This is a genomic window from Collinsella sp. 1033st1_E11_1033SCRN_220408 (genome assembly GCF_039062465.1).
Classification (GTDB): Bacteria; Actinomycetota; Coriobacteriia; order Coriobacteriales; family Atopobiaceae; genus Parolsenella.
In genome coordinates this window covers 42,025-64,301 of the sequence record NZ_JBCLNF010000007.1, presented here as the reverse complement: position 1 = coordinate 64,301, position 22,277 = coordinate 42,025, and the positions used below count along the sequence as shown (strand labels likewise).

Here is a 22,277-nt window from a genome sequence, read left to right as displayed (position 1 = left end):
GCGCTACTCGGCAATCGTGACGTTCGTGTCCTTGATGGCCTCGTCGAAGTCGTCCTGGACGTAACCGAGCTTACCGTCAGCGAGCTCATTCATGGCGATGGAGGTGGTGTCCTCACCGGAGACCATGGTGGTGATGTCGTCAACGTCCTGGATGGCAACGACGCGAAGGTGCTGGCCGCGAAGCATGTTGTTGATGTCGCAAGCGCGCTTCGACGCGACGGAGCAAAGCAGGAACGGGTTGTGCTCGGTCTTCTCGAGCAGGGTGTCGATTTCAGGCTTGATCACAGACATTGCTGAACTTCCTCAATTCATCTCGTGCGATTCGAGCACTTGGAGCAACTCCGAAGTGGCTCTCTCAAGGTCATCGTTGACGATTCGCTCGTCATAGCGCGGGGCAAGCTCAAGCTCGCCGGCCGCATCCGCAAGACGCAGGCGAAGGGACTCTTCGCTCTCCGTCTCGCGACCGCGGAGACGCTGTTCGAGGACCTCCATGGAAGGAGGCTCGATGAAGACGAGGACGGCATCGGGAAAGACCTTGCGAACGTTGAGTGCGCCCTGAACGTCGATCTCGAGGATGACGGACTTACCGGCGCTCAGGTTGCGGTCAACCTCGGAGGCAAGCGTGCCATAACGGTTCCCGTGGACGTTAGCCCACTCGAGGAACTCCCCGGCCTCGACGCGACGGTCGAAGTCATCGTTGGTGAGGAAGTGGTAGGAAACCCCGTCGACCTCACCTGGACGTGGCTGTCTCGTTGTGGCCGAGACCGTCAGGCCCAGGTCCGGGCGCTGTTCCCTCACAAGAGAAACCAGCGTGCCCTTCCCTACGCCTGACGGTCCGGAAACTACGAACAGCTTAGGTGTGCGCGACACTACTTGGAGAGAATCTCGAGGAGGGCCTCACGCTGACGGGCACCAAGGCCCTGAACGCGACGGTTGTCAGCGACAGCGATCTCGTCCATGATCTTGGCGGCCTTGGCCTTGCCGTAGCCCGGAAGGGACTCAATGAGAGCGCGGACGGGCATGCGCTTGGCGGCCTCGTCCTCGGAGTTCAGGACAGACTCGAGGGTGACCTCGCCGTTCTTGATCTTCTCGCGGAGCTCGGCGCGAGCGTGGCGGGCCTCGGCGGCCTTCTTAAGGTTCTGAGCGCGCTGCTCGTCGGAAAGCGTAGGGAGAGCCATATTTCCTCCAAATGTAAGTACTTCTCAACACAAGTTCCGAAGGGGCTTCGGGTGCCCCGCAAATCGGCTGTATGACACTATGGCAATGTAGCAGCCACTTTGCAAGAACTTTCACGCATTTACCCGCGTTTTATACCTCACTGCCCCACAAAAACGGCACCTTGGATACAAATACGCCGATTAGTGTCAGGACTCAGCGGGTTTTAGCGTGCCTCAATCTCCGCGACGATGGACTCGAAGGCGGCGACCGGATCATCTGCCTGGGTAATCGGCCTGCCGACGACAATGTGGCTCGCGCCGGCATTGATGGCGGCGGCTGGGGTCGCGACGCGGCTCTGGTCTCCCAGAGCGGCTCCAGCCGGACGAACGCCCGGGGTCACGATAAGTGCGTCCGTGCCAAGGAGCTCGCGCATCTCGCGCGCCTCCATGGGCGAGCACACGATGCCGTCGAGGCCAGAGTCAACGGCGAGCTTCGCGAGGGCCGCGGCCTGCTCGGGAATCGGGCGCGTCACGCCAACCTTAGCCAGCTCCTCGGCATCCATGCTGGTAAGCACGGTGATGGCGATCACATAGGGCTTGTGGCCAAACTCGACAAGGGACTGCTCGGCGGCCTCGTGACAGGCAACGAGCATCTTCTCGGAGCCGGAGCCGTGAACCGTGACCAAGTCCGCGCCAGAGTGGGCAGCGCTCATCACGGCACCGCGGACCTGATGCGGGATGTCATGAAACTTGGAGTCGACGAAGATCTTGAAGCCGCGGTCGCGGAGCTCCTTGACAAGCGGCAGGCCACCATCATAGATGAGCGTGATGCCAACCTTGAGCCAGGTGGCATGGCCCTCGAGCTTGTCAGCGAGGGCACGAGCCTCCTCAGGCCCGCAATCGAGCGCAACCATCACGCGGTCGCGAGCGGAAAGATCGTCAAAGCGGCCCATGAGGCCTCCTTTCGGGCGAGTCGCCCATCGAAAAAGGGGCGACCATAGAGGTCGCCCCAAAGAAACAAAGACCGACTAGCCCTCGAAGGCGCCGATAAGCTCGGAGATACTGGAAACGCCCTGCGACTCGGCCCACTCGGTGAGCTCGCCGAGGATGCGAGGAGCCGCCATCGGGTCGACGAGGTTAGCCATGCCGACGGACACGCTCGTGGCGCCGGCGAGGATGAACTCGGCGGCATCGGCACCGGTCATGACGCCACCAACGCCCACGATGGGAAGGCTGACGGCATTGTGAACCTCCCACACCATGCGCACCGCGATGGGGTGAAGAGCGGGGCCGCTCATGCCGCCAGTAGGACGGCTGAGCTTGCTCCTGCGCGTGTTGACGTCAATGGCCATGCCGGGGATGGAGTTGATGACCGTAAGGGCATCCGCACCCTCGGCCTCGAGTGCCTTCGCAACGTCGACGACGCGAGCGGGGGCCATCTTGACGAGAAGAGGCTTCTTCGTATGCGGACGAACGGCACGGATGACTCCCGCGGCGCCCTCGGGCGTGGAGCCCATGGAGCAGCCACCTGCGGCGATGTTGGGGCAAGAGATGTTAATCTCGAGGCCGGCAGCAAACGGGGCGAGCTCCTCGAAGAGCTCGACGGCTGCGATGTACTCCTCGACGGAGTGGCCCGCAACCTGGCAGATGACCGCGGTGCCCTTGTCGGAAAGCTCCTGGAGGTACTCGCCAGAGCCCTCGATGAGGCCGCGGACGCCGGGGTTCTGGAGACCCACGGAGTTCATCATGCCGCTCGTAACCTCGGTCATACGCGGGGCGGGGTTGCCGGGCCAGGCCTCGGCGGCGCAGCCCTTAGTGGTAATCGCACCGAGCTGGCTCACGTCATAGAAGCTCTCGAACTGCCAGCCGTAGCCATAGGTGCCGCTCGCGGTGTTGATCGGGTTCTTGAGCTTTATGCCGGCGAGATCGACGGACATATCGACGTTGCTCACCATGCCACCACCTTCGAGTCGAAGACGGGACCTGCCATGCAGGCGCCCACCATGCCGTAGACGGTCTCGACGTTGCACGTGTTACAAGCGCCAAAGCCGCAGGTCATCATGCGCTCGACGGAGACCTCGCACTTGACGCCGGCAGCCTCGGCGATAGCCGCGACGGCGCGCATCATAGGCTCGGGTCCGCAAGTGAGGACGAGGTCATACGCACCCGTGGCGAGCATGGGCTCGACCTCGGCCGTCACGAACCCCTTCGTACCAGCCGTGCCATCGTCAGTCGTGAGGCGGACCTCACCGCACAGCGGCTCGAGCTCGTCGGTCCCGCAGATCTTGGCGGCAGTGAGGGCGCCCACGACGGCGTCAACCTCGGCACCGTTGTCAGCGGCGAAGCGAGCGGCAGCGATGACGGGCGTGATGCCGATGCCGCCCGCGACGACGAGGACCCTCTTCGCGCCCTTGTCCATCTTCCAGCCGTGGCCACCGGGGCCGAGCACCGTCGAGGTAGAGCCGGCACCCATGGCGGAAAGCCTACGCGTGCCATCGCCCACGACCGCATAGTACGTGGTCACAGTGCCGGCCTCGGCATCAGCGGAGGAATACGAGAGAGGGATGCGGATGAGCTGGCGGGTATCGCCGGGGACCTCGAAGCTCATGAACTGACCGGGCTCGAGGGCTGCCGCCAGACGCGGGGCCTCGATCGTGAGGCGATAGACGCCCTCGGCCACAGGCTCGTTCGAGACGACGGTGAAGTCGTGGATGCGAGCCGGCGACGGAGTGGGATAGGCCATGTCTCTCCTTTCGGGCAATAGGCCGCACGAGACGGCCGAATGATACGCGACGGCGCCCCGAGAGAAGCCTCCCGGGGCGCACGAGATGAAACTAGGCGAGCTTGCAATTCTTCAGGACGTGCTTGCCGGCAACGACGGTGTCTGTCGCGCGACCGGTGAGCTTGGCGCCCATGAAGGCGGAGTTGTGCTGCTTGCCGCAGAACAGCTCCGGCGTGACCTCGAGCTCGATGGTCGGGTCGATAAGGGTGAGGTCCGCGGGGGAACCGGCCTCGACCTTAACGGCCTCGAGGCGGGCAACCTTGCGCGGATTCACGCACATGACCTCAACGAGGCGCTGCCAGCTCATCTTGCCGGTGGAGACAAGGTTGGTGAGCATGAGCGGAAGGCTCGTCTCAAGGCCGACGACGCCGAAGGGAGCGATCTCGAACTCGCACTCCTTCTCGTGGAGGGCGTGCGGCGCGTGGTCCGTGACGACGCAGTCGAGCGTACCGTCGCAGATGCCCTCGCGGAGAGCCGCGGTGTCGGCAGGGGTGCGCAGAGGCGGGTTCATCTTGAGGTTGGTGTTGTAGGTCTCGTCGAGGAGTTCCTCGTCGAGGAAGAGGTGGTGCGGGCAGACCTCAGCCGTGACGGGCAGTCCCTCGGCCTTGGCGGCACGGACGAGTTCAGCGCCACGAGCGGTGGAGATGTGGCAGATGTGGAGAGCGCAGCCCGTGAGGCGGCAAAGCTCGATGTCGCGAGCGATCTCGATCTCCTCGCCGGCGGCAGGCCAGCCAGCGATGCCGAGACGGGTGCTCACGCGGCCCTCGTTGACCATGCCGTGCTCGGTCAGGGACTTGACCTCGCAGTGGCAGGCGACGGCACGATCGAACTGGCGGACGTAGTCCATCACGGTGCGGAGCATGCCGGCGCTCTGCACGCCGTGGCCGTCATCGGAGAACATGCAGGCACCCTCGGCGACCATATCGCCGATCTCGGCCAGGGCCTCGCCCTTCTCGCCACGGGTGCAGGCACCGATGGGACGGACGTGCACGAGGCCGGCGGCGTCGCCCTTGGCGATCTGGTAGCGCACGCCCTCGCCCGTGTCGGTCACGGGGTTGGTGTTGGGCATGGTTGCGACGTCGGTGAAGCCACCGGCGGCAGCGGCAGCGGAGCCCGTCTCGATGGTCTCCTTGTACTCGTAGCCGGGGTCACGGAAGTGAACGTGGATATCGGTCAGGCCCGGGACGAGGTACTTGCCCGTGCCATCGATGACCTCGGCGCCCTCGGGGGTCTTGATGTTCGCGCCCACGCGGGCGATGCGAGCGCCCTCGACGAGGACGTCGGTAACGGTGTCGAGGCCGACCTGCGGATCGACGACGTGAGCACCCTTAATCAGCAGCATTCTCTTCTCCTCCAAGCAGCAGGTACATCTCGGCCATACGGGTGTAGAGGCCCGCGGCGACCTGGCGGGTCACGAACGAGTTCTGGGCATCGGCGGGAATCGAGTCGATCTCCATGCCGCGGTTCATCGGGCCCGGGTGCATGACGAGGGCGTTCTCCTTCATGCGGGCGTGGCGCTCGGCAGTGAGACCCCAGAGACGGTTGTACTCGCGCTTCGAGGGGATCGTGGCGCCTTCCATACGCTCGAGCTGAACGCGGAGCATATACACGACGTCGGCGTCCTCGATGACGGAGTCGAAGTCATAGGTCTCCTCGGCACCGAAGACCTCGGGCTCGGGAAGCTGGAACGTCGGGGGACCAACGAGCGTGACCTTGGCGCCCATGGTGCGCAGGGCGGGAGCGAGGGAACCGACGACACGGCTGTGGAGCAGGTCGCCGACGATGGCGACCTTGAGTCCCTCGAGCTTGCCGAAGTGCTCGCGCATCGTGTAGAGGTCGAGCAGGGCCTGGGAGGGGTGGGCGTGCTTGCCGTCGCCGGCGTTGATGACGCGAGCGTCGGTGTAGTGCGTGATGAGCTCGGCGGTGCCAGCATTGCGCGCGCGGCAGACGAACATGTCGATGCCGTAGGAGTTGAGCGTCTTGATGGTGTCCTCAAGGCACTCGCCCTTGGAGACGGAGGAGCTGGAGCCCTGGACGTTCAGGGAGTCCGCGGAGAGGCGCTTCTCGGCGATTTCGAACGAGGAGCGCGTACGGGTGGAGGCCTCGAGGAAGAGGTTCACGATCGTGCGGCCGCGAAGAGCGGGCACCTTCTTGATCGTGCGGTGGTTGATCTCCTCCATGGAACGGGCCGTATCGAGGATCTGCGTGATGTCATCGGCAGTGAGGTCCGTCGTATTGATGAGGTTGCGAACGGAAAGCACTATGCACCGACCTCCTTATTGGCGATTGCGGCCTTCTCGGCCTCGATGTCCCAAATCTCGACCGCATCGCGGCCGTCAAGCGACTCGACGAAGACGCGGACGTCCTCCTCGTGGGAGCTCGGCACGTTCTTGCCGACGTAATCCGCGCGAATGGGAAGCTCGCGATGGCCGCGGTCGACCATGACGGCGAGCTGAATGGTCCTGGGCCTGCCAAGATCCATGAGGGCGTCGAGCGCGGAGCGCACGGTACGTCCCGAGAAGAGAACGTCGTCGACGAGGATGATGTCCTTGTGGTCGACGTCAAAGTTGATCTGAGTTTCGTGAATGACGGGTGCGAGGCGACGGGTCACGTCATCTCGATAGAAGCTGATGTCGAGCTTGCCCACCGGCGGGCGGATACCCTCGATGGACTCGATCTCAGACGCGAGGAGATCTGCGATGTTGGCACCGCGGCGGACGATACCCACAATCGCGAGGTTCTCCGCCCCCTCATTGTTCTCGATGACCTCATGCGCGATGCGGGTAAGGGCTCTGCCCATTGCCGCAGCGTCCATGATGGTCGCCTTGGGTCCCAGTCCCTGCTGTTCCATGTGGCTCCCTTCACAAAAAAAGACGCCTATGCCTGTTGCGGCACGGGGCGTCATCCAAGGGTCTCGCATGAGGCTGGGAAACTCACCAGCTTGTTCCTTGCCGGTGTCCCGCACCGTCTTAAAGGTTGTGACCACTATACTACTGATTACTAACTACTGGGCGAGAAACGCCCTTCACCGAATCGCTAAACGGTCGACTAAGCGACTGAGAAACCAGGAGCGCCCATGATCGAGCACAAGCTCTCTAACGTCCTTCTCAAGCCCGCGGAGCACCTCGCGGGGCACGACGAGCTCTACGCCTTCTGCGCGAGCCCCCTCGACTATGACGAGGAGACGGCCGCGCTCAGGCTCGCAGAGCCCGCTGACTTCATGACCTTCCTAAACGCGTGCTCCGCCTCGAAGTGGGCCAAGTACTGCGACATTACCACCGTGACGCTCAGGCTCGAGCTCTCCGGCGATGCCTGTGAGGTCATCATCAAGGGCATGCCCGAGGGCGCCAAGGCTGACTCCGAGAACACCGTCGAGCTTGACCGAATCACCGTCGAGCCCGAGGCGGGCAAGGTCGCAAGCGTCTGCGCCACGTTCGATTGCTCGGGCATGGATCTCGTCGCGTTCGAGCTTCTCCCCTCCGGCACGACCCTCCTCCACTCCGGCGCCTATTACGCCGAGGTCGACGAAGAGCGCATCCACCCGGTGCGCATCGCGCTCTCCACGACGACCTTCAAGAAGGAGCACTACATCGTCCCCAACATCGAGCTCATGCGCGACGCCATTCGCTCGGACGATGGCCCCATCCACGACGCCTTCCACATGTTCGTGGTCGACAACGGCTCGACGCTCGATGCCGAGGCCCTCTCCGATGACCTCGTGACCGTCATCCCCAACGCCAACGTCGGTGGCGCGGGAGGATTTGCCCGCGGCATGATCGCCGCAATGGACTCCTCCGCCGAGTTCACCCACGTCATCCTCATGGACGACGACGTCCACGTCTTCCCCGAGAGCATCAAGCGCACCTACAACCTCCTTGCCCTCGCTAATGAGAAGTACGCCCACGCCTTCATAAACGGCGCCATGCTTTCCGTCGAGCAGCCCGAGAGGCTCTTCGAGGACGTGAGCCATGTCCTGCGCAGCGGGGTCTACCACAAGGTGAAGCCGGACCTCTTCATCGACCGCCTCGACCAGGTCGTCGAGAACGAGAGGATCGACGTCGAGGTGGAGAACGCCTACGGCGCATGGTGGTTCTCGTGCATCCCCGTCGCCAACATCCGCGAGAAGGGACTGCCCGTCCCCGTCTTTGTGCGCTGCGACGACGTCGAGTACGGCCTGCGTTCCAACCCAACGTACATGACGATGAACGGCATCTGCGTCTGGCACGAGAGCTTCGAGGGACGTCCACGCGCCTCCGTCGATTGCTATCAGTACGTGCGCAACTTCCTCGTCATGGCCGCGTGCGACGGCCACGTCAACACCGAGCTCTTCATGGCCCGCGTCTGGCGAAACGTTCTGCTTCGCCGTCGCGACCTCGAGTACGGAGCCGCCGAGCTTCTCCTCCAAGGCGTGGAAGACTACCTGCGCGGCCCGCAGTGGCTCATGGAGGCCGACGGTAGCGCCCTCATGCGCGAGAACGCCAAGCTCAACGACAAGTTCGTGCCTCTCGACGAAATCGACCCAGAGATACTTTCCGAGGGCAATATTCGCGAGGTCACCCTCGAGAAGCACCATGGTCTCACGCTCGCGGGCAAGCTCTTGAAGACCATTCCGTATGACAAGCACCTGCTGCCGGACGCCCTCCTCAAGAAGGCACCGGGCCACCTCATGGTCAGCGGACCCACCCTCTACAGCCGCGACACCCTTGCTCGCGAGACCATAGTCGTCCTCGACATCACGGGCGAGAAGGCCTGCGTCCGTCGCATGGACCGTGCGCGCAACGCTCAGATCAAGCAGCGCGTCCGCGAGCTCAAGCAGCGCTGGCAGCTCGAGCACGAGCGCGTGGCGGCAGACTACCAGGCAGCCTTCCCGACCATGATCAGCCAAGAGTTCTGGCGACACTACCTCGGCATGGAAGAGTAGGAACGCCGGCATCCTACGGAGGGATGCCCGGGGTCCTTCGACCATCCAGGTGCAAAAAAGCGCGCCCCGTCACAATGACTGTTGACGGGGCGCGCATCTATTTGGGAAATGACCAGACCCTCCGAGACCGCTGGAACACCGGGACACGAAGGCTGCCGGAACACCTGGACACATGGCGATGGACTCCACGCCGCCAGCTCGATCTAGCAACCAGCCAAAGGGAGAGGCTAGCGCTTCTCCGGCCTCTTCACGTACTCGATTTCAGGGTGGAATCTCAAACCCTCGAACGTTCCACCCAGCACGGCCCTGGCGCGCTCGAGCTTGCGGCCCTTCGCCTCGGTTGCGATGCGCCAGAGGTGGTTGAGGTCTCGCGCGGCAACATACGCGTAGCCGGCAGGGCCCTCGCCGCGATAGAGCACGATGTCGTTTCGGTACGCGAGGCGGAAGCGCGCGATGCGCTCGCCGGAGTCGATGGCGACGTTGCCAGCTCCGTTAACCTTGCACTTGTGCGTGACCACGCTCGTGCCCACGACATAGCAGGGATACTTCCTCGACACGCGACGCGTAAACTCCCAGTCATCAGTCCAGATGAAGAAATCCTTGATGGGGAGGCCGAGCTCCGCGATGACGTCCGCAGGCACAAACAGCGAGACGAAGGACGCGAGCGTGCAGGGCTGCAGCTCGGGGGTGAAATCCTCGATCGTGTGATGCAGCGGGTGCCTCTGGCGGTTCATGGAGCAGGGGGTGCCGTCGGTCCAGAGGCAGACGCTCGTGAGGTAGCCGTACTCCCCGTTCAGGCCCTCGCCTGCGATGAGGAGCTCACGCAGGGTGTCAGGATGGGTCATGCAATCGTCGTCCATGACCCAGACGTAGTCGTGTCCAAGCTCGACGGCCTTGCGCATGCCATAGTTGAACCCACCGGCACCGCCGAGGTTCTCGCCCGTGTTGAAGTAGGTGATCTTCCCGGACTCAGCGAGGGCGGCCAGCGCCTCCTCGGTGCCATCCGTGCTCGCGTTGTCAACGACGATGACGGAAAGGCCGTAGCGCTCGCCAAGTGCGCCAAGGTCCTGCTTGCAAAGGCAATCGAGGCACTCGAGCAGCAGGTCCTTGCGGTTATACGTCACAACGACGGCGGCGACGCTCTTGCGGTTCCCGGGGTTAGCGCAGACGGAGGCCATTAGTTGTACTGCCTCCTGTAGGCCTTGCAGACCTCATCCGTGTCGCCGATCATGCGCTGCTCGCCCTTCTCGATCCAAACGCAACGCGTGCAGAGTCGCTCGACCTGCTCGAGGGAATGGCTCACGAAGAGAACCGTGACGTTGCCGCTCTCGATGAACTGGCGGATGCGCTTCTCGCACTTCTCCTGGAAAAAGACGTCGCCGACGGAGAGGGTCTCGTCGACGATGAGGACATCCGGCTCGACGACGGTCGCGATTGCGAACGCGATACGCGCGACCATGCCGCTGGAGTAGTTCTTGAGCGGCATGTCCATGAAGTCGCGAAGCTCTGCGAAGTCGACGATGTCATCGAGGTGGGCGTCAATGAACTCCTTGGTATAGCCGAGGAGTGCCCCGTTGAGGTAGATGTTCTCGCGTGCGGTGAGCTCGATGTCAAAGCCCGCACCAAGCTCGATGAGCGGGGCGATGTTGCCATGAACGGTGACCTTGCCCTCGCTGGGCTCGAGCACACCGGCGATGATCTTGAGCATCGTCGACTTACCAGAGCCGTTGGTGCCAACGAGGCCGAGAACCTCGCCCTTCTTGACCTTGAAGCTGATGTGCTTGAGGGCGTGGAACTCCTCGAAGAACAGCTCGTGCTTCACGAGCTTGATGAAGTACTCCTTGAGGTTGTCAAGGCGCTCGCTCGCCATGTTGAAGATCATGGTGACGTCGTCTACCTCAATAGCGTAATCCTCGCCCGGGGTGATGTCGGTCTTAGAAGCCATACGTATGAGCCAATCTCTCGCGTGCGAGACTTAGATATAGAGGATGAACTTGCGCTCGAGCTTGTGGAAGACCACCCAGCCAAGCGCAATCGCAATGACGGCCCAGATGGCGCACATGGCGACGGTGATGAGCTCAGGCGGCTGGCCGTTGAGAAGGATCATGCGCATGAACGTCACGTAGTTATACATGGGGTTCGCGAGCATGATGACGCGCATGAACGCATACGGAACCTGGGCGATCATGCTGACGGGCCAGAACAGCGGCGTCACATAGCTCCAAGCGAGGATGACGACACCCCACAGGTGGATGACGTCACGGAAGAAGACCGCAAGCGAGGAGAGCAGCATGCTCATGCCGACGCAGAAGCCCATGAGCAGAACGAGAAGCACCGGGAGCAGGATGATGGTCCAGCTGACCCACACGCCCTCCCACAGCATGACGATGAAGACGGCGATCATCGAGAACGCGAAGTTGACGAGCGAGAAGAGAACGCGCTCGACCGGGAACACCGTCTTGTTGATTCGCACCTTCTTGAGCAGGGGCGCGGCGTCGAGGATCGAGGTGACGCCCTGGTTGGTTGAGTCCGCGAAGATCGTCCAGATGACGTTGCCGAGGATGAGGTAGAGCGGGTAGTGCTCCATGTTGTCATAACGCAGGAAGAACGAGAACACAAGCGACATGACGACCATCATGAGCAGCGGGTTGAGGACGCTCCACACGACTCCGAGTACGCTGCGGCGATACTTGCGCTTGAAGTCCTTGCCGACGAGCTGCGCGAGGATGAACTTCTCCTTGGCGCGGTCAGACTTGGCGAACGCCTCTGATGCCGGAACGGTTGCCGTGGCTGTAGTGGTTTGCTCTTGGGACAAAGCCATCTCCTTGACGATGTTTGGCCCATACGGGCCCGTCTTGTCAGCGCCTCGCAAACACCAAGGCGCAACGTAACTAGTAAATGATAGCAAGGGAGCCCTACGAGAGAAGGCCCGCCGCTGCACGCTCACCAAACACGGACACATAGGGCACGACCCCATACTGACCGCCGACAACGACCTGTACGTACGTCGCCGCTGCCCAGGCAACAAGCACGAGGGCTATCGCCGCCGAGCGCAGGCGCTTGTCCTCGATGCGCACGATCGTATGAGGCATGAGGAGGATGAGCATGGGTGCGAAGTAGCGCGCGACGCGGTCGACGATGAATGGGAGAAATGCAGCCGAGACGTAAAGGGCGAACGCCAGGGTCGCGCACACGACAAGCGCAGACTCGAGACCGGGGCCGGCAAGCTGAACTCGAGAGTCGCCCCTTCCAGGCGCCCCGCTTGCCCCATCGGAACCCGCAGCCTTCGCGCGAGCCAGCAAGGCGACCACGAACGGGAATGCCCACGTGAGGCCGAACGTAATCATGGCATTGACGCGCGGGCGCGGCCCTACGTAGACGTCGCTAGAGGGGTCGAGATAGAGGCCGAACCTCGTCTGGGCGAACACGACGCGCGCCACGTAGATCCCCACGAGGGCAAGCGCGACGCAACCTGCGAGAAGAAGCACCGTGCGCTCCGGCGTCATTCTGAAGCGGAGCAACGGCCAAAGGGCAAGCCACATGAGACAGCTCAGATGCATGAGGCTTCCCAGGACGATCCAGACGGCATAGCGAGCAAAAGCCTGGCGCGCGCTCGTGTCGCGCTCCCCCACCCACTCGAGGCCGTTCATCACACACGCAATGGCGAACCACTGGCGCGCGATGTTGAGAGACTCGAAGTAGAAGCCTGCGACGAGAAACAGGGCGAGGGACAGGACGGGATCGGGTGACAACCTGCAGCAGGCTCGTATCAGGAGCGCATACGTGGCCGCGGACAAGAAAGCGAACATCCACTGGGGGTTGTCCGTAAACAGGTTGAGGAAGCGGATGAGGGCATAGAAGCCGGGATCCATACCGGATGCGGGCGGCTGGTTGGCGTAGAGGTGATACAGCTGCCAATAGCCGAGATAGCCGGCTGACTCCATCGATGCGCTGTAGTCGACGCCTATGTCATATCGAAGGGACGCCGGAATGGTGAGGGCCAAGAACACGACGAACCACAAAAGGTTCGAGACCTTGGGGTTCTCCTCCCGCAGCCCCTCGGCAGATAGCGCCGCCAGCATGGCGACCGCAGCAGTAAGCAAATAGACGAGCATGAATCCCCCGAGACTCGCAGCTTGGCATCTCTGGCAACTACTTTTTGCAAGTTCAATTTACCCCAATAGGCCGTTTACCCGCGAAAACGCCACGGTCAACGACTTCTGGGGGCACAAATAACCCTAGCACACCAAAATTTGTCAAAAATTATGGTTGCACTCGCCCACAGCTTCTGTATACTAATCCTCGTTCGCACGGAGCAAAGCACGCGCTCCTGACAACTGAATTCCTCGATAGCTCAATGGTAGAGCCCGCGGCTGTTAACCGCGTTGTTGTAGGTTCGAGTCCTACTCGAGGAGCCAGACTTGAATGGCCTCGCTGGATTCCAGCGAGGCTTTTTTGTTATACATGCACCTCGCCGCACCCCCCACTGGACGGAATTCGCGCGGCAGCCTTCCCACGCCGCTCATCCGGGCGCTCGCCTCCTCCTCAATGCGATAATGGTTCCACGCAACCAACCCGAGGAGCGACGCATGGCAACGTTTCTGAATGACAGCCCCGTTTTTGGACCCGTCAGGAGTCGCCGCCTCGGCCTCTCCCTCGGCGTCAACATGATGCCTGCCTCTGGCAAGATCTGCTCGTTCGATTGTCTCTACTGCGAGAATGGCTTTAATTCCGAGCGCCGTTGCGACGGGAGGCACAATAGCGCCTCTGCGGTACTCCTGGCGCTCGAGGCCAAGCTCCGCGAAATGTCTGCCCAGGGCGAGCTGCCGGATGTCATCACGTTTGCCGGCAACGGAGAGCCAACGGGGGCACCGGAGTTCCCCGAGGCAATCGCAGGCGCAGTCAAGCTAAGAAACGAGCTCGCGCCCATGGCGAAGATCGCGGTTCTCTCTAACGGGACCTTCGCCGACAGGCCCGCCGTCCATGATGCGTTGATGCTCGTCGATGACAACATCCTCAAGCTCGACACGGTCGACCCCGCCTATATCGAGCTTCTCGACAGGCCCGTGGGCAGCTACGATATCGAGCACCAGATCGAGACCTTTGCGAGCTTTAATGGCCACGTCATCGTGCAGACGATGTTCCTGGCTGGTGAGTATGGGGGCAAGAAGCTCGACAACACCGGCGACGAGTATGTGACGCCGTGGTTGACGGCGCTCGACCGCATCCGCCCGCAAGAAGCGACCATCTACACCGTCGCGCGGGAGACGCCGGCTCCGGGCCTCAGGAAGGCCTCTCCAGAGACGCTCGACGGCATCGCCCGCCGCGTCGAGGCCCTCGGCATCCCCTGTCAGGTGAGCTATTAGGCGCGGCAAAGCAAGGGCCACCGGCTGAAGTCGGTGGCCCTTTTCACGTACCGGAGTGACGGTGCGAACCTTCTATATGCAGAGCTTTACGAGGGAACTCTTGAGCCCGTCGAGCGTGTCCCACGAGCCGTCAGGCGCCTTCTGGACATAGACGTCCGCCTCGGACTGCACGAGCTCGGCATCCTCCACGCACTGCATGAGGACCGCACCCGCCTCCGAGCCGCTCATCCCACGCGAACGCGCGGCGAAGTCCTTGACAATGTCAGAGACCGAACGGCTGGTCAACGTCACGTGCACCGACGCCGAGGACCCCGTCATCGTCACGTCGCCAACCTTGTAATCAAAATCTTGGAGATACGTGGAGATCAGCTCGTCATCGGATATGCCCATGTCTTCGAGTTGGCTCCCCACATAGGAGTTAAGCGTCTCCTTCGCAAGGTCCACGGCTTCTCCAGAGCCGGACTTGAGCTGCTCGAGCCCGTCCGTCACGCCATCGGAAATGGCGGCCTTGGACTCGGCATCGCCGGAATCGCCGCATCCCACAAGACCAATGGCAAAAATGATCCCAACGATTGCAGCTATAACAGCGAACTTATCCTTACGCATGGCGACACCCCACAGACACTCGAAACATCGAAGTTTGCCCTATCCTACTCTTCTCGGGCAAACTGGCTCTCGTAAAGACTCGAGTAGAAGCCATGAAGGCTCAGAAGCTCCTCATGCGTACCGCGCTCGATGATGCGGCCGTCGCGCATGACAAGGATGCAATCGGCATTGCGGATCGTACTCAACCTATGGGCAACGACGAAGCTCGTGCGACCACGCATGAGCTCGTCGAACGCCGCCTGCACTTGGAGCTCCGTGCGCGTATCGATGCTCGAGGTCGCCTCGTCGAGAAGGAGAATCGCGGGATCCGTCAGCATGACGCGGGCGATGCAGAGCAGCTGGCGCTGGCCCTGGGAGAAGGAGCCGCCGTCCTCGCCGATGACGGTGTCATATCCCTGGGGAAGCTGACGGATGAACTTGTCCGCATGGGCGCGGCGCGCCGCCTCCTCGACCTGCTCGCGCGTCGCACCAGGGCGCCCATAGGCGATGTTGTCATGAACGGTGCCGGCGAAGAGCCAGCTATCCTGCAAGACCATGCCGAACGATCGGCGCAGGCTCGCCCGCGTGTACTCGTCCGAAGAGCGTCCGTCCACCGCGATGGTTCCAGAGTTCACGTCATAGAAGCGCAGCAGCAGGTTGATGAGCGTCGTCTTGCCGCAGCCCGTGGGGCCGACGAGGGCAATACGCTCGCCCGGAGTCACGTGGATGCAGATGTCCTTGAGGAGCTCACGGTCAGGCACATAGGAGAAGTCCACGTGGTCGAAGCTGACCTCGCCACGCGGACGGGCGAGCTCTATGGCCCCCGGACCATCTGGCTCCTCCTCGGTGGCGTCCAGAAGGGCGAATACGCGTCGAGCAGAGGCATAGGCGGTCTGAATCTGGGCGATGACGCCCGTGATCTCGTTGAAGGGCTTCGTGTACTGGTTGGCGTAGCTCAGAAACGCCTGGACCTCGCCAACGGTAAGGCGTGCGGGGGCACCCGTGATGACGCTCAAGCAGCCCACCACAGCAACTATCGCGTAGATGATGTTGTTGATGAAACGTGTGCCGGGATTCGAGAGCGAACTCATGAACTGTGCGTGCTCGCCGGACGTGTAGAGGCGCTTGTTAATCTCATCGAAGCGCTTGCATGCCTCTGGCCCAAATGCGAACGCGTCGACAAGGCGCTGCTCGCCAACGTACTGCTCGACGTGAGCGCCAAGCTCGCCCTGGATTCGCTGCTGATCCGCGAAGCTCTTGTCGGAGAGGCGGGTGATGAGCCAGGCAGCGCCCACGGACAGCGGCGTCACGAGAACCACGACGAGCGCCATGGGCACGGAAGTCGCGAGCATGAAGCCAAGCGTGCCGACGATGGTCACGACACCACTCAGGAGCTGGTTGGTTCCCTGCAGAAGGCCGTCGCCGATCTGGTCGACGTCGTTCACGACGCGGCTAATGAGGTCGCCGTGCGGATGCGAGTCGATGAAAGACAGGGGCATGCGATTGAGCTTGTCAGAGGCGACATTACGAAGATCGCGAACGGTCTCGTATGAGAGGCGGTTCACGCAGTAGCCCTGGACCCACTGGAGCGCCGAGGCAGCGATCACGACGACGGCGAGCTCGCGTACGAGGGGGACGAGGACGTCAAAGTCAACTCGACCGACGTCGATCATGCAGTCGATTCCGCGACCGATGAGGATGGGTACGTAAAGCTGAAGCGTCACGCCCGCGATCGCGCTCAAGAGGGATGCGACCAGCAGCCCCCTGTAAGGCCCGACGTAGGCGAGGAGCCTTCGCGTCACCTCAAGCGTGGACATGCTGGAGGAAGATCCGCCGGTATCACCATTGGGGCCGCCGAGGGAGTCCTTACCGGCAACGGTCGCGGTGACGGTCGCTACGGAACCGGTCGAAGCATAGGGATTCATCTAGTTCGCCTCCCCCTTTAGCTGGGAATCGCAAATCTCGCGGTAGAGGCCGCATGTTTCAAGGAGCTGCTCGTGTGTGCCAAGGCCGGCGAGGGCACCATGATCGAGGACGCAAATAACGTCGGCGGAACGGACCGCAGAGACGCGCTGGTAGACGATGACCGTCGTAAGCGGTGACTTGCCAGCAGCGGCATCGCACTTGCCAAGCTCCCTGACGGCATGGCGCAGAGCGGCATCCGTCCTCATGTCGAGCGCCGAGGCTGAGTCATCCATCACGAGAATGCTAGGTGACCCCACAAGGGCGCGGGCAATGGTCAGGCGCTGACGCTGGCCTCCTGAGAAGTTCTTGCCACCCGCCTCGACCGCGCTATCGAGGCCCTGAGGCATGGCCTTCACGAAGTCTGCCGCCTGCGCGACCTCAAGAGCCTCCCAGAGTTCGTCATCTGAGGCACCAGAATCCCTCCAGAGGAGGTTCGAGCGAATCGTGCCGGCGACGAGAGAGGCGCGCTGGGGCACGAGCGCTACCTCGTGGCGAAGGCGTGCGAGAGGCCAGGCACGGGCATCGACTCCCAAAACGCTGACGGTGCCCTCGCCCGGGTCATAGAGGCGTGCGATGAGCGAGACGAGCGTGGACTTGCCTGAACCCGTGCCGCCAATAACGCCCAGCGTCTGGCCGGGGTCAAGCGCAAGCGTGACGTCGCTCATGGCGGGCGCTCCGCCGCCGTAGGAGAAGGTGACGTGGTCGAAGGCGAGTGCGGGCGTGCCCTCGGGAAGGGCGGGCTCCTCGCCAGACTCCCCGGCGACGTCGCGGACGGAGGGCTCGGCGGCGAAGACCTCGTTGATGCGGGAGGCGGAGGCGGAGGCACGCGTGAAAACGACGACCAGGTTCGCGACGTAGACGATCGAGAGGAGCGTCTGGGTCATGTAGTTGACGAAGGCGATGACCTGGCCCTGCGTGAGGCCACCGACGTTAACGGATTGACCGCCGAGAACGAGAATCACACATACGGCGACGTTCATGATGAGGAAGGTGGCGGGATTGAGGATGGAAGAGAGGCTACCAACCGCGGTGGCTATACTCGCCTGCGCTTCCGTGGCCTCGCGGAAGCGCTTGCGCTCGTGGTCCTCCCTCACAAAGGCCCTCACGACGCGGACGCCAGACAGGCCCTCCCTGCACACCAGGGCGATTCGATCAAGAGCCTTCTGCATATTCGAGAAGTACGGCACGCAGCGAGCCATAACCACCCAGAAGATGACGCCGATCAAAGGCGTGGACACCAGAAAGACGAGGCCGAGCCTGACGTCGATGAGCAATGCCGCGATCATGGACCCAACGGCGAGCAGCGGCCAGCGGATAAGCTGACGCACGCCGAGAGCGACCGCGACCTGGACTTGATTAACGTCGTTGGTGATACGCGTGATGAGCGAGGGCGTGCCGAAACGGTCGAGCTCGACGGAGGAGAGCTCGTTGACGTGCGCATAGAGCGCGCCGCGAACCTCGGTACCGATACCCTGTGAGCAAAGCGCCGCCATCTTCTGGCACACGAGGGTGAAGGCAAGGCCGACGACAGCCATGGCAACGAGAGCAACCCCGCTGACGATAACGGCGTGAACGTCGCCGGCAATGACGCCCCGGTCGATCATCCTCGCGATGACGAGGGGCGTGAGCAAGTCGAAGAACACCTCGATGAGCTTGCAAAGGGGCCCCAGCACGAAATAGCGCATGTAGGGACCGGAGAATCGCTTGAGGAAATCGAGCATAGCGAGTGAGCGCCTTTCGAATCGCGCAGGAACATCCCGCATAAAGAAGATTGGACGCGCAAACTAAACGCGTCCAATCATACTAAGCGTTCGCCGTAAGGAACTTGTAAACCGAGAGCCGACCCGAAGGGCTAGGCATCATCAGAGGAAGGCAGCTCGGAGCCGCAGTGCGGACAGCGAGTCGCGCCGGGTTTGTGCTCCTCGAGGCAGAAGGGGCAGATAGGAGCCGGCGCGGCGGGCGGCTGCTCCTCGGTGTGGACGCGGCTCAGGGCAAGCCTCTGTGCCTCGTTGAATGCCTTGATGATCGCGAAGACGATCGCGGCGACGATGAGGAAGTTGATGATGGCTCCGAGGAACTTTCCGAAATCGATCTCCGTACCCGGAACGACGAGCCCGCCGATCTCGCCGACATTGCCACCGGCAATGAGCTTGATGAGCGGGTTGATGATGTCTTCCGTGAGCGAGGTGACGATGGCGGTGAACGCACCGCCGATGATGACGCCGATGGCCATGTCTATGACGTTGCCGCGGCTGATGAACTCCTGGAACTCTTTGACAAGCTTCTTCATGGGTGCCCCCGAGCGATGTAGTTGCAAACATCCGCGTCAAGCATAACGAGCCAAGGCACAGGGTCTTACCGCGCGCTTATCGCCAGGCAAACCATAGGGGGTACATACTGTTTGGCGGCAGCAAAATCGGTGCGCTACGGCCTCGATCGAGGCCGAAACTTAATGTCCGCAATAGCGGGTAGTATCTGAGATAGGGTATGGGTTTGACCTGGCGAGGCTAAGGAGGCCCACCATGCATGACGACTACGATGATGACTTCGACCTTGATGACTACCTGCACAAAAGCAAGTTAGAGAGAAAGTTTTCCTACGGCGGCATCATGATGACCCCATCCGAGCTTGAACGAGTCATGCGCGAAGAAGATCGCGAGAGGGAGCGTGAGCTCGAAGAGCGCAGGAGCCGCAACGCTCCCAAGTTCTTCGTGAGCATCAACTTCACCCGCGAGCTCTAACCACGTCCGAGCCCGCCCGTTCCGCTACACCCCGAATTGCGACTAACTTTTCATGCAGCGACGAACACCCCCCGGGTTAAGAGCCTGGGCAGAGTATCGTCGCTTCATTCTTTTAGGCAGTCCTACGCCCCATCAAGGATCAAGGCTTTAAGCGCACTGCGCTTCCGCGCCCCCTCGCTCCTCAGTTCATGAACTTAACGCCTGAGATATTCGTTGCGAAGGCACTCTCACGACGCACGTTCTCGAACTCGCACGGGCGAAGCCCGCGTGCTCCTGAGGCATGCACATCTGCCAATTCCGCCACGCCCCGGCGAATGGCGCCCCATGGGCGTGTCGAGCAACCATCAGCGGTTTTGGAGACCGCCGCTCTGCCGTTGAGCTAATGGCGCGTGCTAGAATTTGGTTAGCGAAAGCCTCCATGGGTCTGCTAGAGACACTTGGGGGCTTTCACTTGTATAGATGCTCCAAACTTCCGTCGCTTTTTATGAAGAGCACCTCCGCGACGTCGTGCATAGCCATACGCCTCTTCGGCTCCCTTATCAGTACGTCGTCGCTAGCGGCGTGCCTATACCTAAGGTTGAGGACGACCCGCGCGCTGCCGTGCCCCCCTATCCCTGAATTGGTGAGAGGCCCTGCGAAGGTTCCTCTCGATGAATGAGAGACTCCCCCCGTCTCTGGCTGAGTCGCCGATTGGCTTGGGACTCTTGCCCTCCCACCACTCGACATTGATGGTCAGGTCGATGTCGGCCGCGCCGTGCGTCTGGGTCTTTATACCGTTCTGCTCCAGGACGTGGTGTGTCCAGAGGTCGTGCCCCTCGACGAGAAGGACGTACCTGTCTCCCTCGAAGTTCGGCACAATCTTGCAGTCGCAGTTCCGGTGGAACTTGCCCAGCGCACTGGCCGACTCGAGCGTGTGGTACACGGACCCCTGCCGGCGAGCATCAGGCACCACGCGCAGGTGTTCCTCCCACTGGCGACGCGCGCGAACCTGACGCCCTTCCCATGTCGCGCGCCGCGTTCCTCATGATCGTCGTGTTGAGGCTCCTCGCCGCGTCATTAGCCACGAGCTCGGAGCACATCTCTACGAAGCCGTGAATGACCCCGTCCTCGAGCCTCTCCGCCTGGTAGTACGCGACGCGGCTCACCGTTGCCCTGTCGTAGGTGACGCTGAGTACAGCGCGGTCCAGCGCCATCCCCGCCTCGGCGGTCGTCGGGTTGCTATCCTGCGTGAGCAGCTCGGGGATGGGAATAGACTCGGCGACGAAGTCTGACGCGAGGGTTCAGACCGCGCACACATCAAAAGCCCCTCCGCGGCACGTGGCCACGAAGAGGCTTTTTGGGTTCCTTCGGGAAGAGCTTAAAACCAGTTAGTCTAAATTAGTCCAAGATCAACTAAGGTATATGGGCATAGCTGGGCAAACACAAGCGCGCTTACTCCTCCATGTAGTCCTTGAGCTTGCCGGAGCGGCTCGGGTGACGGAGCTTGGCCAGAGTCTTGCTCTCGATCTGGCGAATGCGCTCGCGCGTGACGCCAAACTCGCGGCCGACCTCTTCGAGGGTGCGCGGGTGGCCATCCTCAAGGCCAAAGCGGAGCTTGATGACCTTACGCTCGCGATCAGCAAGACCATCGAGCACCTGCTCGAGCTGCTCGCGAAGCATCGAATCGCTCGCGGCCTCGGGAGGAGCGACAGCCTGGGAGTCCTCGATGAAGTCGCCGAGCTGGGAATCCTCTTCCTCGCCAATCGGCGTCTCGAGGGAGACCGGCTCCTGGCTGATCTTCTGGATCTCGCGGATGCGCTCGGCACTCATGCCCATCTCCTCGCCGATCTCCTCGGGAGTTGGGTCGCGACCGAGGTCCTGCAGGAGCTGACGCTGAACGCGGACGAGCTTGTTGATCGTCTCGACCATGTGGACCGGGATGCGGATCGTACGCGCCTGGTCGGCGATGGCGCGGGTGATGGCCTGGCGAATCCACCACGTGGCATAGGTGGAGAACTTGAAGCCCTTCGTGTAGTCGAACTTCTCGACAGCACGGATGAGACCGAGGTTGCCCTCCTGGATGAGGTCGAGGAAGAGCATGCCGCGACCAACGTAACGCTTGGCGATGGAAACGACGAGGCGGAGGTTCGCGGAGATGAGCGACTGCTTGGCCTCGAGACCCACCTGCTCGACACGATTGAGGCGGCGGAGCTCGACGCGGGAAAGCTCGAGCTCTCCCCTCTCGTGGGCCTCAAGCTTCTCCGTAGCCTCGGTGCCGGCCTCGATCTTCATGGCGAGGTCGACCTCCTCGGCGGCGGTGAGAAGGTCCACCTTGCCGATCTCCTTGAGGTACATGCGGACGGGGTCGCCCGTGAGCATCACCGTGGCGGCGTCCTGACGGCGACGAGCCTTGAGGCTCGAGCCCTTCTTGGAGCGCTTGGGAGCGGCAGGAATCGCGGGGATCTTCTCGCGAGGCATATCGTCGTCATCGTCACCGAGGGAGCCGATACCGACGTTGTCATTGTCATCGTCGTCGCTAGACTCCTCGATATCAGAGTCCGGGTCGCTGTCGTCATCAGAGAGGACCTCGACGCCACGGGAACGAAGGGCCCCGTAGAGATCCTCGAGCTTGTCATCATCCACGTCGACGTCACGAAGAGCGACCTGAATCTCATCCTCGCTGACGGAACCGACCCCCTTGGCGCGGTCGACAAGCTGACCAAACACCCCCTCGAGATCGGCGGAGAGCTTGGTTTCCTTCTTTGCCTTCTTACTCGTTGC

Annotated in this window: 23 protein-coding genes and 2 tRNA genes; 4 read left to right on the top strand and 21 right to left on the bottom strand. The window is 62.1% G+C overall.

Going from position 1 to position 22,277, the window contains the following annotated elements:
- Positions 1-3: 3 nt before the first annotated feature.
- The 9 genes from ABCN07_RS06455 to pyrR form a co-directional block, all read right to left on the bottom strand.
- Entirely contained in the window at positions 4-291 is a 288-nt protein-coding gene (locus ABCN07_RS06455; protein ID WP_293814123.1) for a DNA-directed RNA polymerase subunit omega, read from the bottom strand.
- A 12-nt stretch (positions 292-303) separates the two neighbouring features.
- Positions 304-870, bottom strand: coding sequence for a guanylate kinase (gene gmk / locus ABCN07_RS06450; RefSeq protein ID WP_320680295.1), 567 nt, complete (start codon positions 868-870; stop codon positions 304-306).
- Positions 870-1,178, bottom strand: a complete 309-nt coding sequence (gene mihF / locus ABCN07_RS06445; protein ID WP_293814121.1) for an integration host factor, actinobacterial type — start codon at positions 1,176-1,178, stop codon at positions 870-872. Before mihF ends, gmk begins: the two co-directional genes overlap by 1 nt.
- A gap of 203 nt (positions 1,179-1,381) precedes the next feature.
- Positions 1,382-2,110, bottom strand: a complete 729-nt coding sequence (gene pyrF, locus ABCN07_RS06440; protein WP_343005905.1) for an orotidine-5'-phosphate decarboxylase — start codon at positions 2,108-2,110, stop codon at positions 1,382-1,384.
- A gap of 75 nt (positions 2,111-2,185) precedes the next feature.
- Complete coding sequence (locus ABCN07_RS06435; RefSeq protein ID WP_343005904.1) at positions 2,186-3,112, bottom strand: dihydroorotate dehydrogenase; 927 nt, start codon at positions 3,110-3,112, stop codon at positions 2,186-2,188.
- Positions 3,106-3,900 (bottom strand): dihydroorotate dehydrogenase electron transfer subunit, encoded by a 795-nt coding sequence (locus tag ABCN07_RS06430; protein ID WP_343005903.1) that lies wholly within the window; start codon positions 3,898-3,900, stop codon positions 3,106-3,108. The genes ABCN07_RS06435 and ABCN07_RS06430 overlap by 7 nt, the downstream gene beginning before the upstream one ends.
- Before the next feature lie 91 nt (positions 3,901-3,991).
- Complete coding sequence (locus tag ABCN07_RS06425; RefSeq protein WP_343005902.1) at positions 3,992-5,281, bottom strand: dihydroorotase; 1,290 nt, start codon at positions 5,279-5,281, stop codon at positions 3,992-3,994.
- Complete coding sequence (locus ABCN07_RS06420) at positions 5,268-6,200, bottom strand: aspartate carbamoyltransferase catalytic subunit (protein WP_320680288.1); 933 nt, start codon at positions 6,198-6,200, stop codon at positions 5,268-5,270. Before ABCN07_RS06420 ends, ABCN07_RS06425 begins: the two co-directional genes overlap by 14 nt.
- Positions 6,200-6,790, bottom strand: a complete 591-nt coding sequence (gene pyrR, locus ABCN07_RS06415) for a bifunctional pyr operon transcriptional regulator/uracil phosphoribosyltransferase PyrR (RefSeq protein WP_293834512.1) — start codon at positions 6,788-6,790, stop codon at positions 6,200-6,202. The genes ABCN07_RS06420 and pyrR overlap by 1 nt, the downstream gene beginning before the upstream one ends.
- Before the next feature lie 225 nt (positions 6,791-7,015).
- Here pyrR and ABCN07_RS06410 point away from each other — a divergent pair, with 225 nt between their 5' ends.
- Positions 7,016-8,860, top strand: coding sequence for a glycosyltransferase (locus tag ABCN07_RS06410; protein WP_343005901.1), 1,845 nt, complete (start codon positions 7,016-7,018; stop codon positions 8,858-8,860).
- Positions 8,861-9,087: 227 nt separating this feature from the next.
- Here ABCN07_RS06410 and ABCN07_RS06405 read toward each other — a convergent pair whose 3' ends face one another.
- The 4 genes from ABCN07_RS06405 to ABCN07_RS06390 all read right to left on the bottom strand — a co-directional run bounded on the left by ABCN07_RS06405 (position 9,088) and on the right by ABCN07_RS06390 (position 12,975).
- Positions 9,088-10,038 carry a glycosyltransferase gene (locus tag ABCN07_RS06405; RefSeq protein WP_343005900.1) on the bottom strand — a complete coding sequence of 317 codons (951 nt, stop codon included), beginning with the start codon at positions 10,036-10,038 and terminating at the stop codon, positions 9,088-9,090.
- Entirely contained in the window at positions 10,038-10,805 is a 768-nt protein-coding gene (locus ABCN07_RS06400; RefSeq protein WP_343005899.1) for an ABC transporter ATP-binding protein, read from the bottom strand. The genes ABCN07_RS06405 and ABCN07_RS06400 overlap by 1 nt, the downstream gene beginning before the upstream one ends.
- A gap of 30 nt (positions 10,806-10,835) precedes the next feature.
- Positions 10,836-11,675 (bottom strand): ABC transporter permease, encoded by an 840-nt coding sequence (locus ABCN07_RS06395; RefSeq protein ID WP_343005898.1) that lies wholly within the window; start codon positions 11,673-11,675, stop codon positions 10,836-10,838.
- A gap of 100 nt (positions 11,676-11,775) precedes the next feature.
- Positions 11,776-12,975, bottom strand: a complete 1,200-nt coding sequence (locus ABCN07_RS06390) for an EpsG family protein (RefSeq protein WP_343005897.1) — start codon at positions 12,973-12,975, stop codon at positions 11,776-11,778.
- Positions 12,976-13,203: 228 nt separating this feature from the next.
- Here ABCN07_RS06390 and ABCN07_RS06385 point away from each other — a divergent pair.
- Together ABCN07_RS06385 and ABCN07_RS06380 are read left to right on the top strand one after the other, a co-directional pair.
- Positions 13,204-13,278: transfer RNA gene (locus ABCN07_RS06385), tRNA-Asn, on the top strand.
- Between the two features lie 171 nt (positions 13,279-13,449).
- Positions 13,450-14,226 (top strand): radical SAM protein, encoded by a 777-nt coding sequence (locus ABCN07_RS06380; protein WP_343005896.1) that lies wholly within the window; start codon positions 13,450-13,452, stop codon positions 14,224-14,226.
- Positions 14,227-14,298: 72 nt separating this feature from the next.
- Here ABCN07_RS06380 and ABCN07_RS06375 read toward each other — a convergent pair whose 3' ends face one another.
- The 4 genes from ABCN07_RS06375 to mscL form a co-directional block, all read right to left on the bottom strand.
- Positions 14,299-14,832 carry a hypothetical protein gene (locus ABCN07_RS06375; protein ID WP_343005895.1) on the bottom strand — a complete coding sequence of 178 codons (534 nt, stop codon included), beginning with the start codon at positions 14,830-14,832 and terminating at the stop codon, positions 14,299-14,301.
- 44 nt (positions 14,833-14,876) lie between these two features.
- Positions 14,877-16,736: an ABC transporter ATP-binding protein gene (locus ABCN07_RS06370; protein WP_343005894.1), complete on the bottom strand. Its 1,860-nt coding sequence runs from the start codon at positions 16,734-16,736 to the stop codon at positions 14,877-14,879.
- Positions 16,737-18,497 carry an ABC transporter ATP-binding protein gene (locus tag ABCN07_RS06365; protein WP_343005893.1) on the bottom strand — a complete coding sequence of 587 codons (1,761 nt, stop codon included), beginning with the start codon at positions 18,495-18,497 and terminating at the stop codon, positions 16,737-16,739.
- Positions 18,498-18,628: 131 nt separating this feature from the next.
- Entirely contained in the window at positions 18,629-19,066 is a 438-nt protein-coding gene (mscL, locus tag ABCN07_RS06360; RefSeq protein WP_343005892.1) for a large conductance mechanosensitive channel protein MscL, read from the bottom strand.
- 232 nt (positions 19,067-19,298) lie between these two features.
- On the opposite strand from mscL, the gene ABCN07_RS06355 reads away from it, so the two are divergent.
- The gene (locus ABCN07_RS06355) at positions 19,299-19,517 is read left to right on the top strand and encodes a hypothetical protein (RefSeq protein WP_343005891.1); all 219 of its coding nucleotides are present in this window, start codon (positions 19,299-19,301) and stop codon (positions 19,515-19,517) included.
- A gap of 315 nt (positions 19,518-19,832) precedes the next feature.
- Here ABCN07_RS06355 and ABCN07_RS06350 read toward each other — a convergent pair.
- From ABCN07_RS06350 to rpoD, 4 genes are all read right to left on the bottom strand, one after another.
- A tRNA-Trp gene (locus ABCN07_RS06350) sits at positions 19,833-19,906 on the bottom strand.
- A gap of 182 nt (positions 19,907-20,088) precedes the next feature.
- Positions 20,089-20,469 carry a hypothetical protein gene (locus tag ABCN07_RS06345; RefSeq protein WP_343005890.1) on the bottom strand — a complete coding sequence of 127 codons (381 nt, stop codon included), beginning with the start codon at positions 20,467-20,469 and terminating at the stop codon, positions 20,089-20,091.
- The gene (locus ABCN07_RS06340; RefSeq protein ID WP_343005889.1) at positions 20,459-20,710 is read right to left on the bottom strand and encodes a hypothetical protein; all 252 of its coding nucleotides are present in this window, start codon (positions 20,708-20,710) and stop codon (positions 20,459-20,461) included. Before ABCN07_RS06340 ends, ABCN07_RS06345 begins: the two co-directional genes overlap by 11 nt.
- Before the next feature lie 238 nt (positions 20,711-20,948).
- Positions 20,949-22,223, bottom strand: coding sequence for an RNA polymerase sigma factor RpoD (gene rpoD, locus ABCN07_RS06335; RefSeq protein WP_343005910.1), 1,275 nt, complete (start codon positions 22,221-22,223; stop codon positions 20,949-20,951).
- Positions 22,224-22,277 lie beyond the last annotated feature (54 nt).

What these genes read in the sequence shown, in the direction of transcription:
- ABCN07_RS06455 (WP_293814123.1), bottom strand. Translation starts at nt 291, where the DNA reads ATGTCTGTGATCAAGCCTGAAATCGACACCCTGCTCGAGAAGACCGAG.
- mihF (WP_293814121.1), bottom strand. Translation starts at nt 1,178, where the DNA reads ATGGCTCTCCCTACGCTTTCCGACGAGCAGCGCGCTCAGAACCTTAAG.
- pyrF (WP_343005905.1), bottom strand. Translation starts at nt 2,110, where the DNA reads ATGGGCCGCTTTGACGATCTTTCCGCTCGCGACCGCGTGATGGTTGCG.
- ABCN07_RS06435 (WP_343005904.1), bottom strand. Translation starts at nt 3,112, where the DNA reads ATGGTGAGCAACGTCGATATGTCCGTCGATCTCGCCGGCATAAAGCTC.
- ABCN07_RS06430 (WP_343005903.1), bottom strand. Translation starts at nt 3,900, where the DNA reads ATGGCCTATCCCACTCCGTCGCCGGCTCGCATCCACGACTTCACCGTC.
- ABCN07_RS06425 (WP_343005902.1), bottom strand. Translation starts at nt 5,281, where the DNA reads ATGCTGCTGATTAAGGGTGCTCACGTCGTCGATCCGCAGGTCGGCCTC.
- pyrR (WP_293834512.1), bottom strand. Translation starts at nt 6,790, where the DNA reads ATGGAACAGCAGGGACTGGGACCCAAGGCGACCATCATGGACGCTGCG.
- ABCN07_RS06410 (WP_343005901.1), top strand. Translation starts at nt 7,016, where the DNA reads ATGATCGAGCACAAGCTCTCTAACGTCCTTCTCAAGCCCGCGGAGCAC.
- ABCN07_RS06405 (WP_343005900.1), bottom strand. Translation starts at nt 10,038, where the DNA reads ATGGCCTCCGTCTGCGCTAACCCCGGGAACCGCAAGAGCGTCGCCGCC.
- ABCN07_RS06400 (WP_343005899.1), bottom strand. Translation starts at nt 10,805, where the DNA reads ATGGCTTCTAAGACCGACATCACCCCGGGCGAGGATTACGCTATTGAG.
- ABCN07_RS06390 (WP_343005897.1), bottom strand. Translation starts at nt 12,975, where the DNA reads ATGCTCGTCTATTTGCTTACTGCTGCGGTCGCCATGCTGGCGGCGCTA.
- ABCN07_RS06380 (WP_343005896.1), top strand. Translation starts at nt 13,450, where the DNA reads ATGGCAACGTTTCTGAATGACAGCCCCGTTTTTGGACCCGTCAGGAGT.
- ABCN07_RS06375 (WP_343005895.1), bottom strand. Translation starts at nt 14,832, where the DNA reads ATGCGTAAGGATAAGTTCGCTGTTATAGCTGCAATCGTTGGGATCATT.
- ABCN07_RS06370 (WP_343005894.1), bottom strand. Translation starts at nt 16,736, where the DNA reads ATGAATCCCTATGCTTCGACCGGTTCCGTAGCGACCGTCACCGCGACC.
- ABCN07_RS06365 (WP_343005893.1), bottom strand. Translation starts at nt 18,497, where the DNA reads ATGCTCGATTTCCTCAAGCGATTCTCCGGTCCCTACATGCGCTATTTC.
- mscL (WP_343005892.1), bottom strand. Translation starts at nt 19,066, where the DNA reads ATGAAGAAGCTTGTCAAAGAGTTCCAGGAGTTCATCAGCCGCGGCAAC.
- ABCN07_RS06355 (WP_343005891.1), top strand. Translation starts at nt 19,299, where the DNA reads ATGCATGACGACTACGATGATGACTTCGACCTTGATGACTACCTGCAC.
- ABCN07_RS06340 (WP_343005889.1), bottom strand. Translation starts at nt 20,710, where the DNA reads ATGGCGCTGGACCGCGCTGTACTCAGCGTCACCTACGACAGGGCAACG.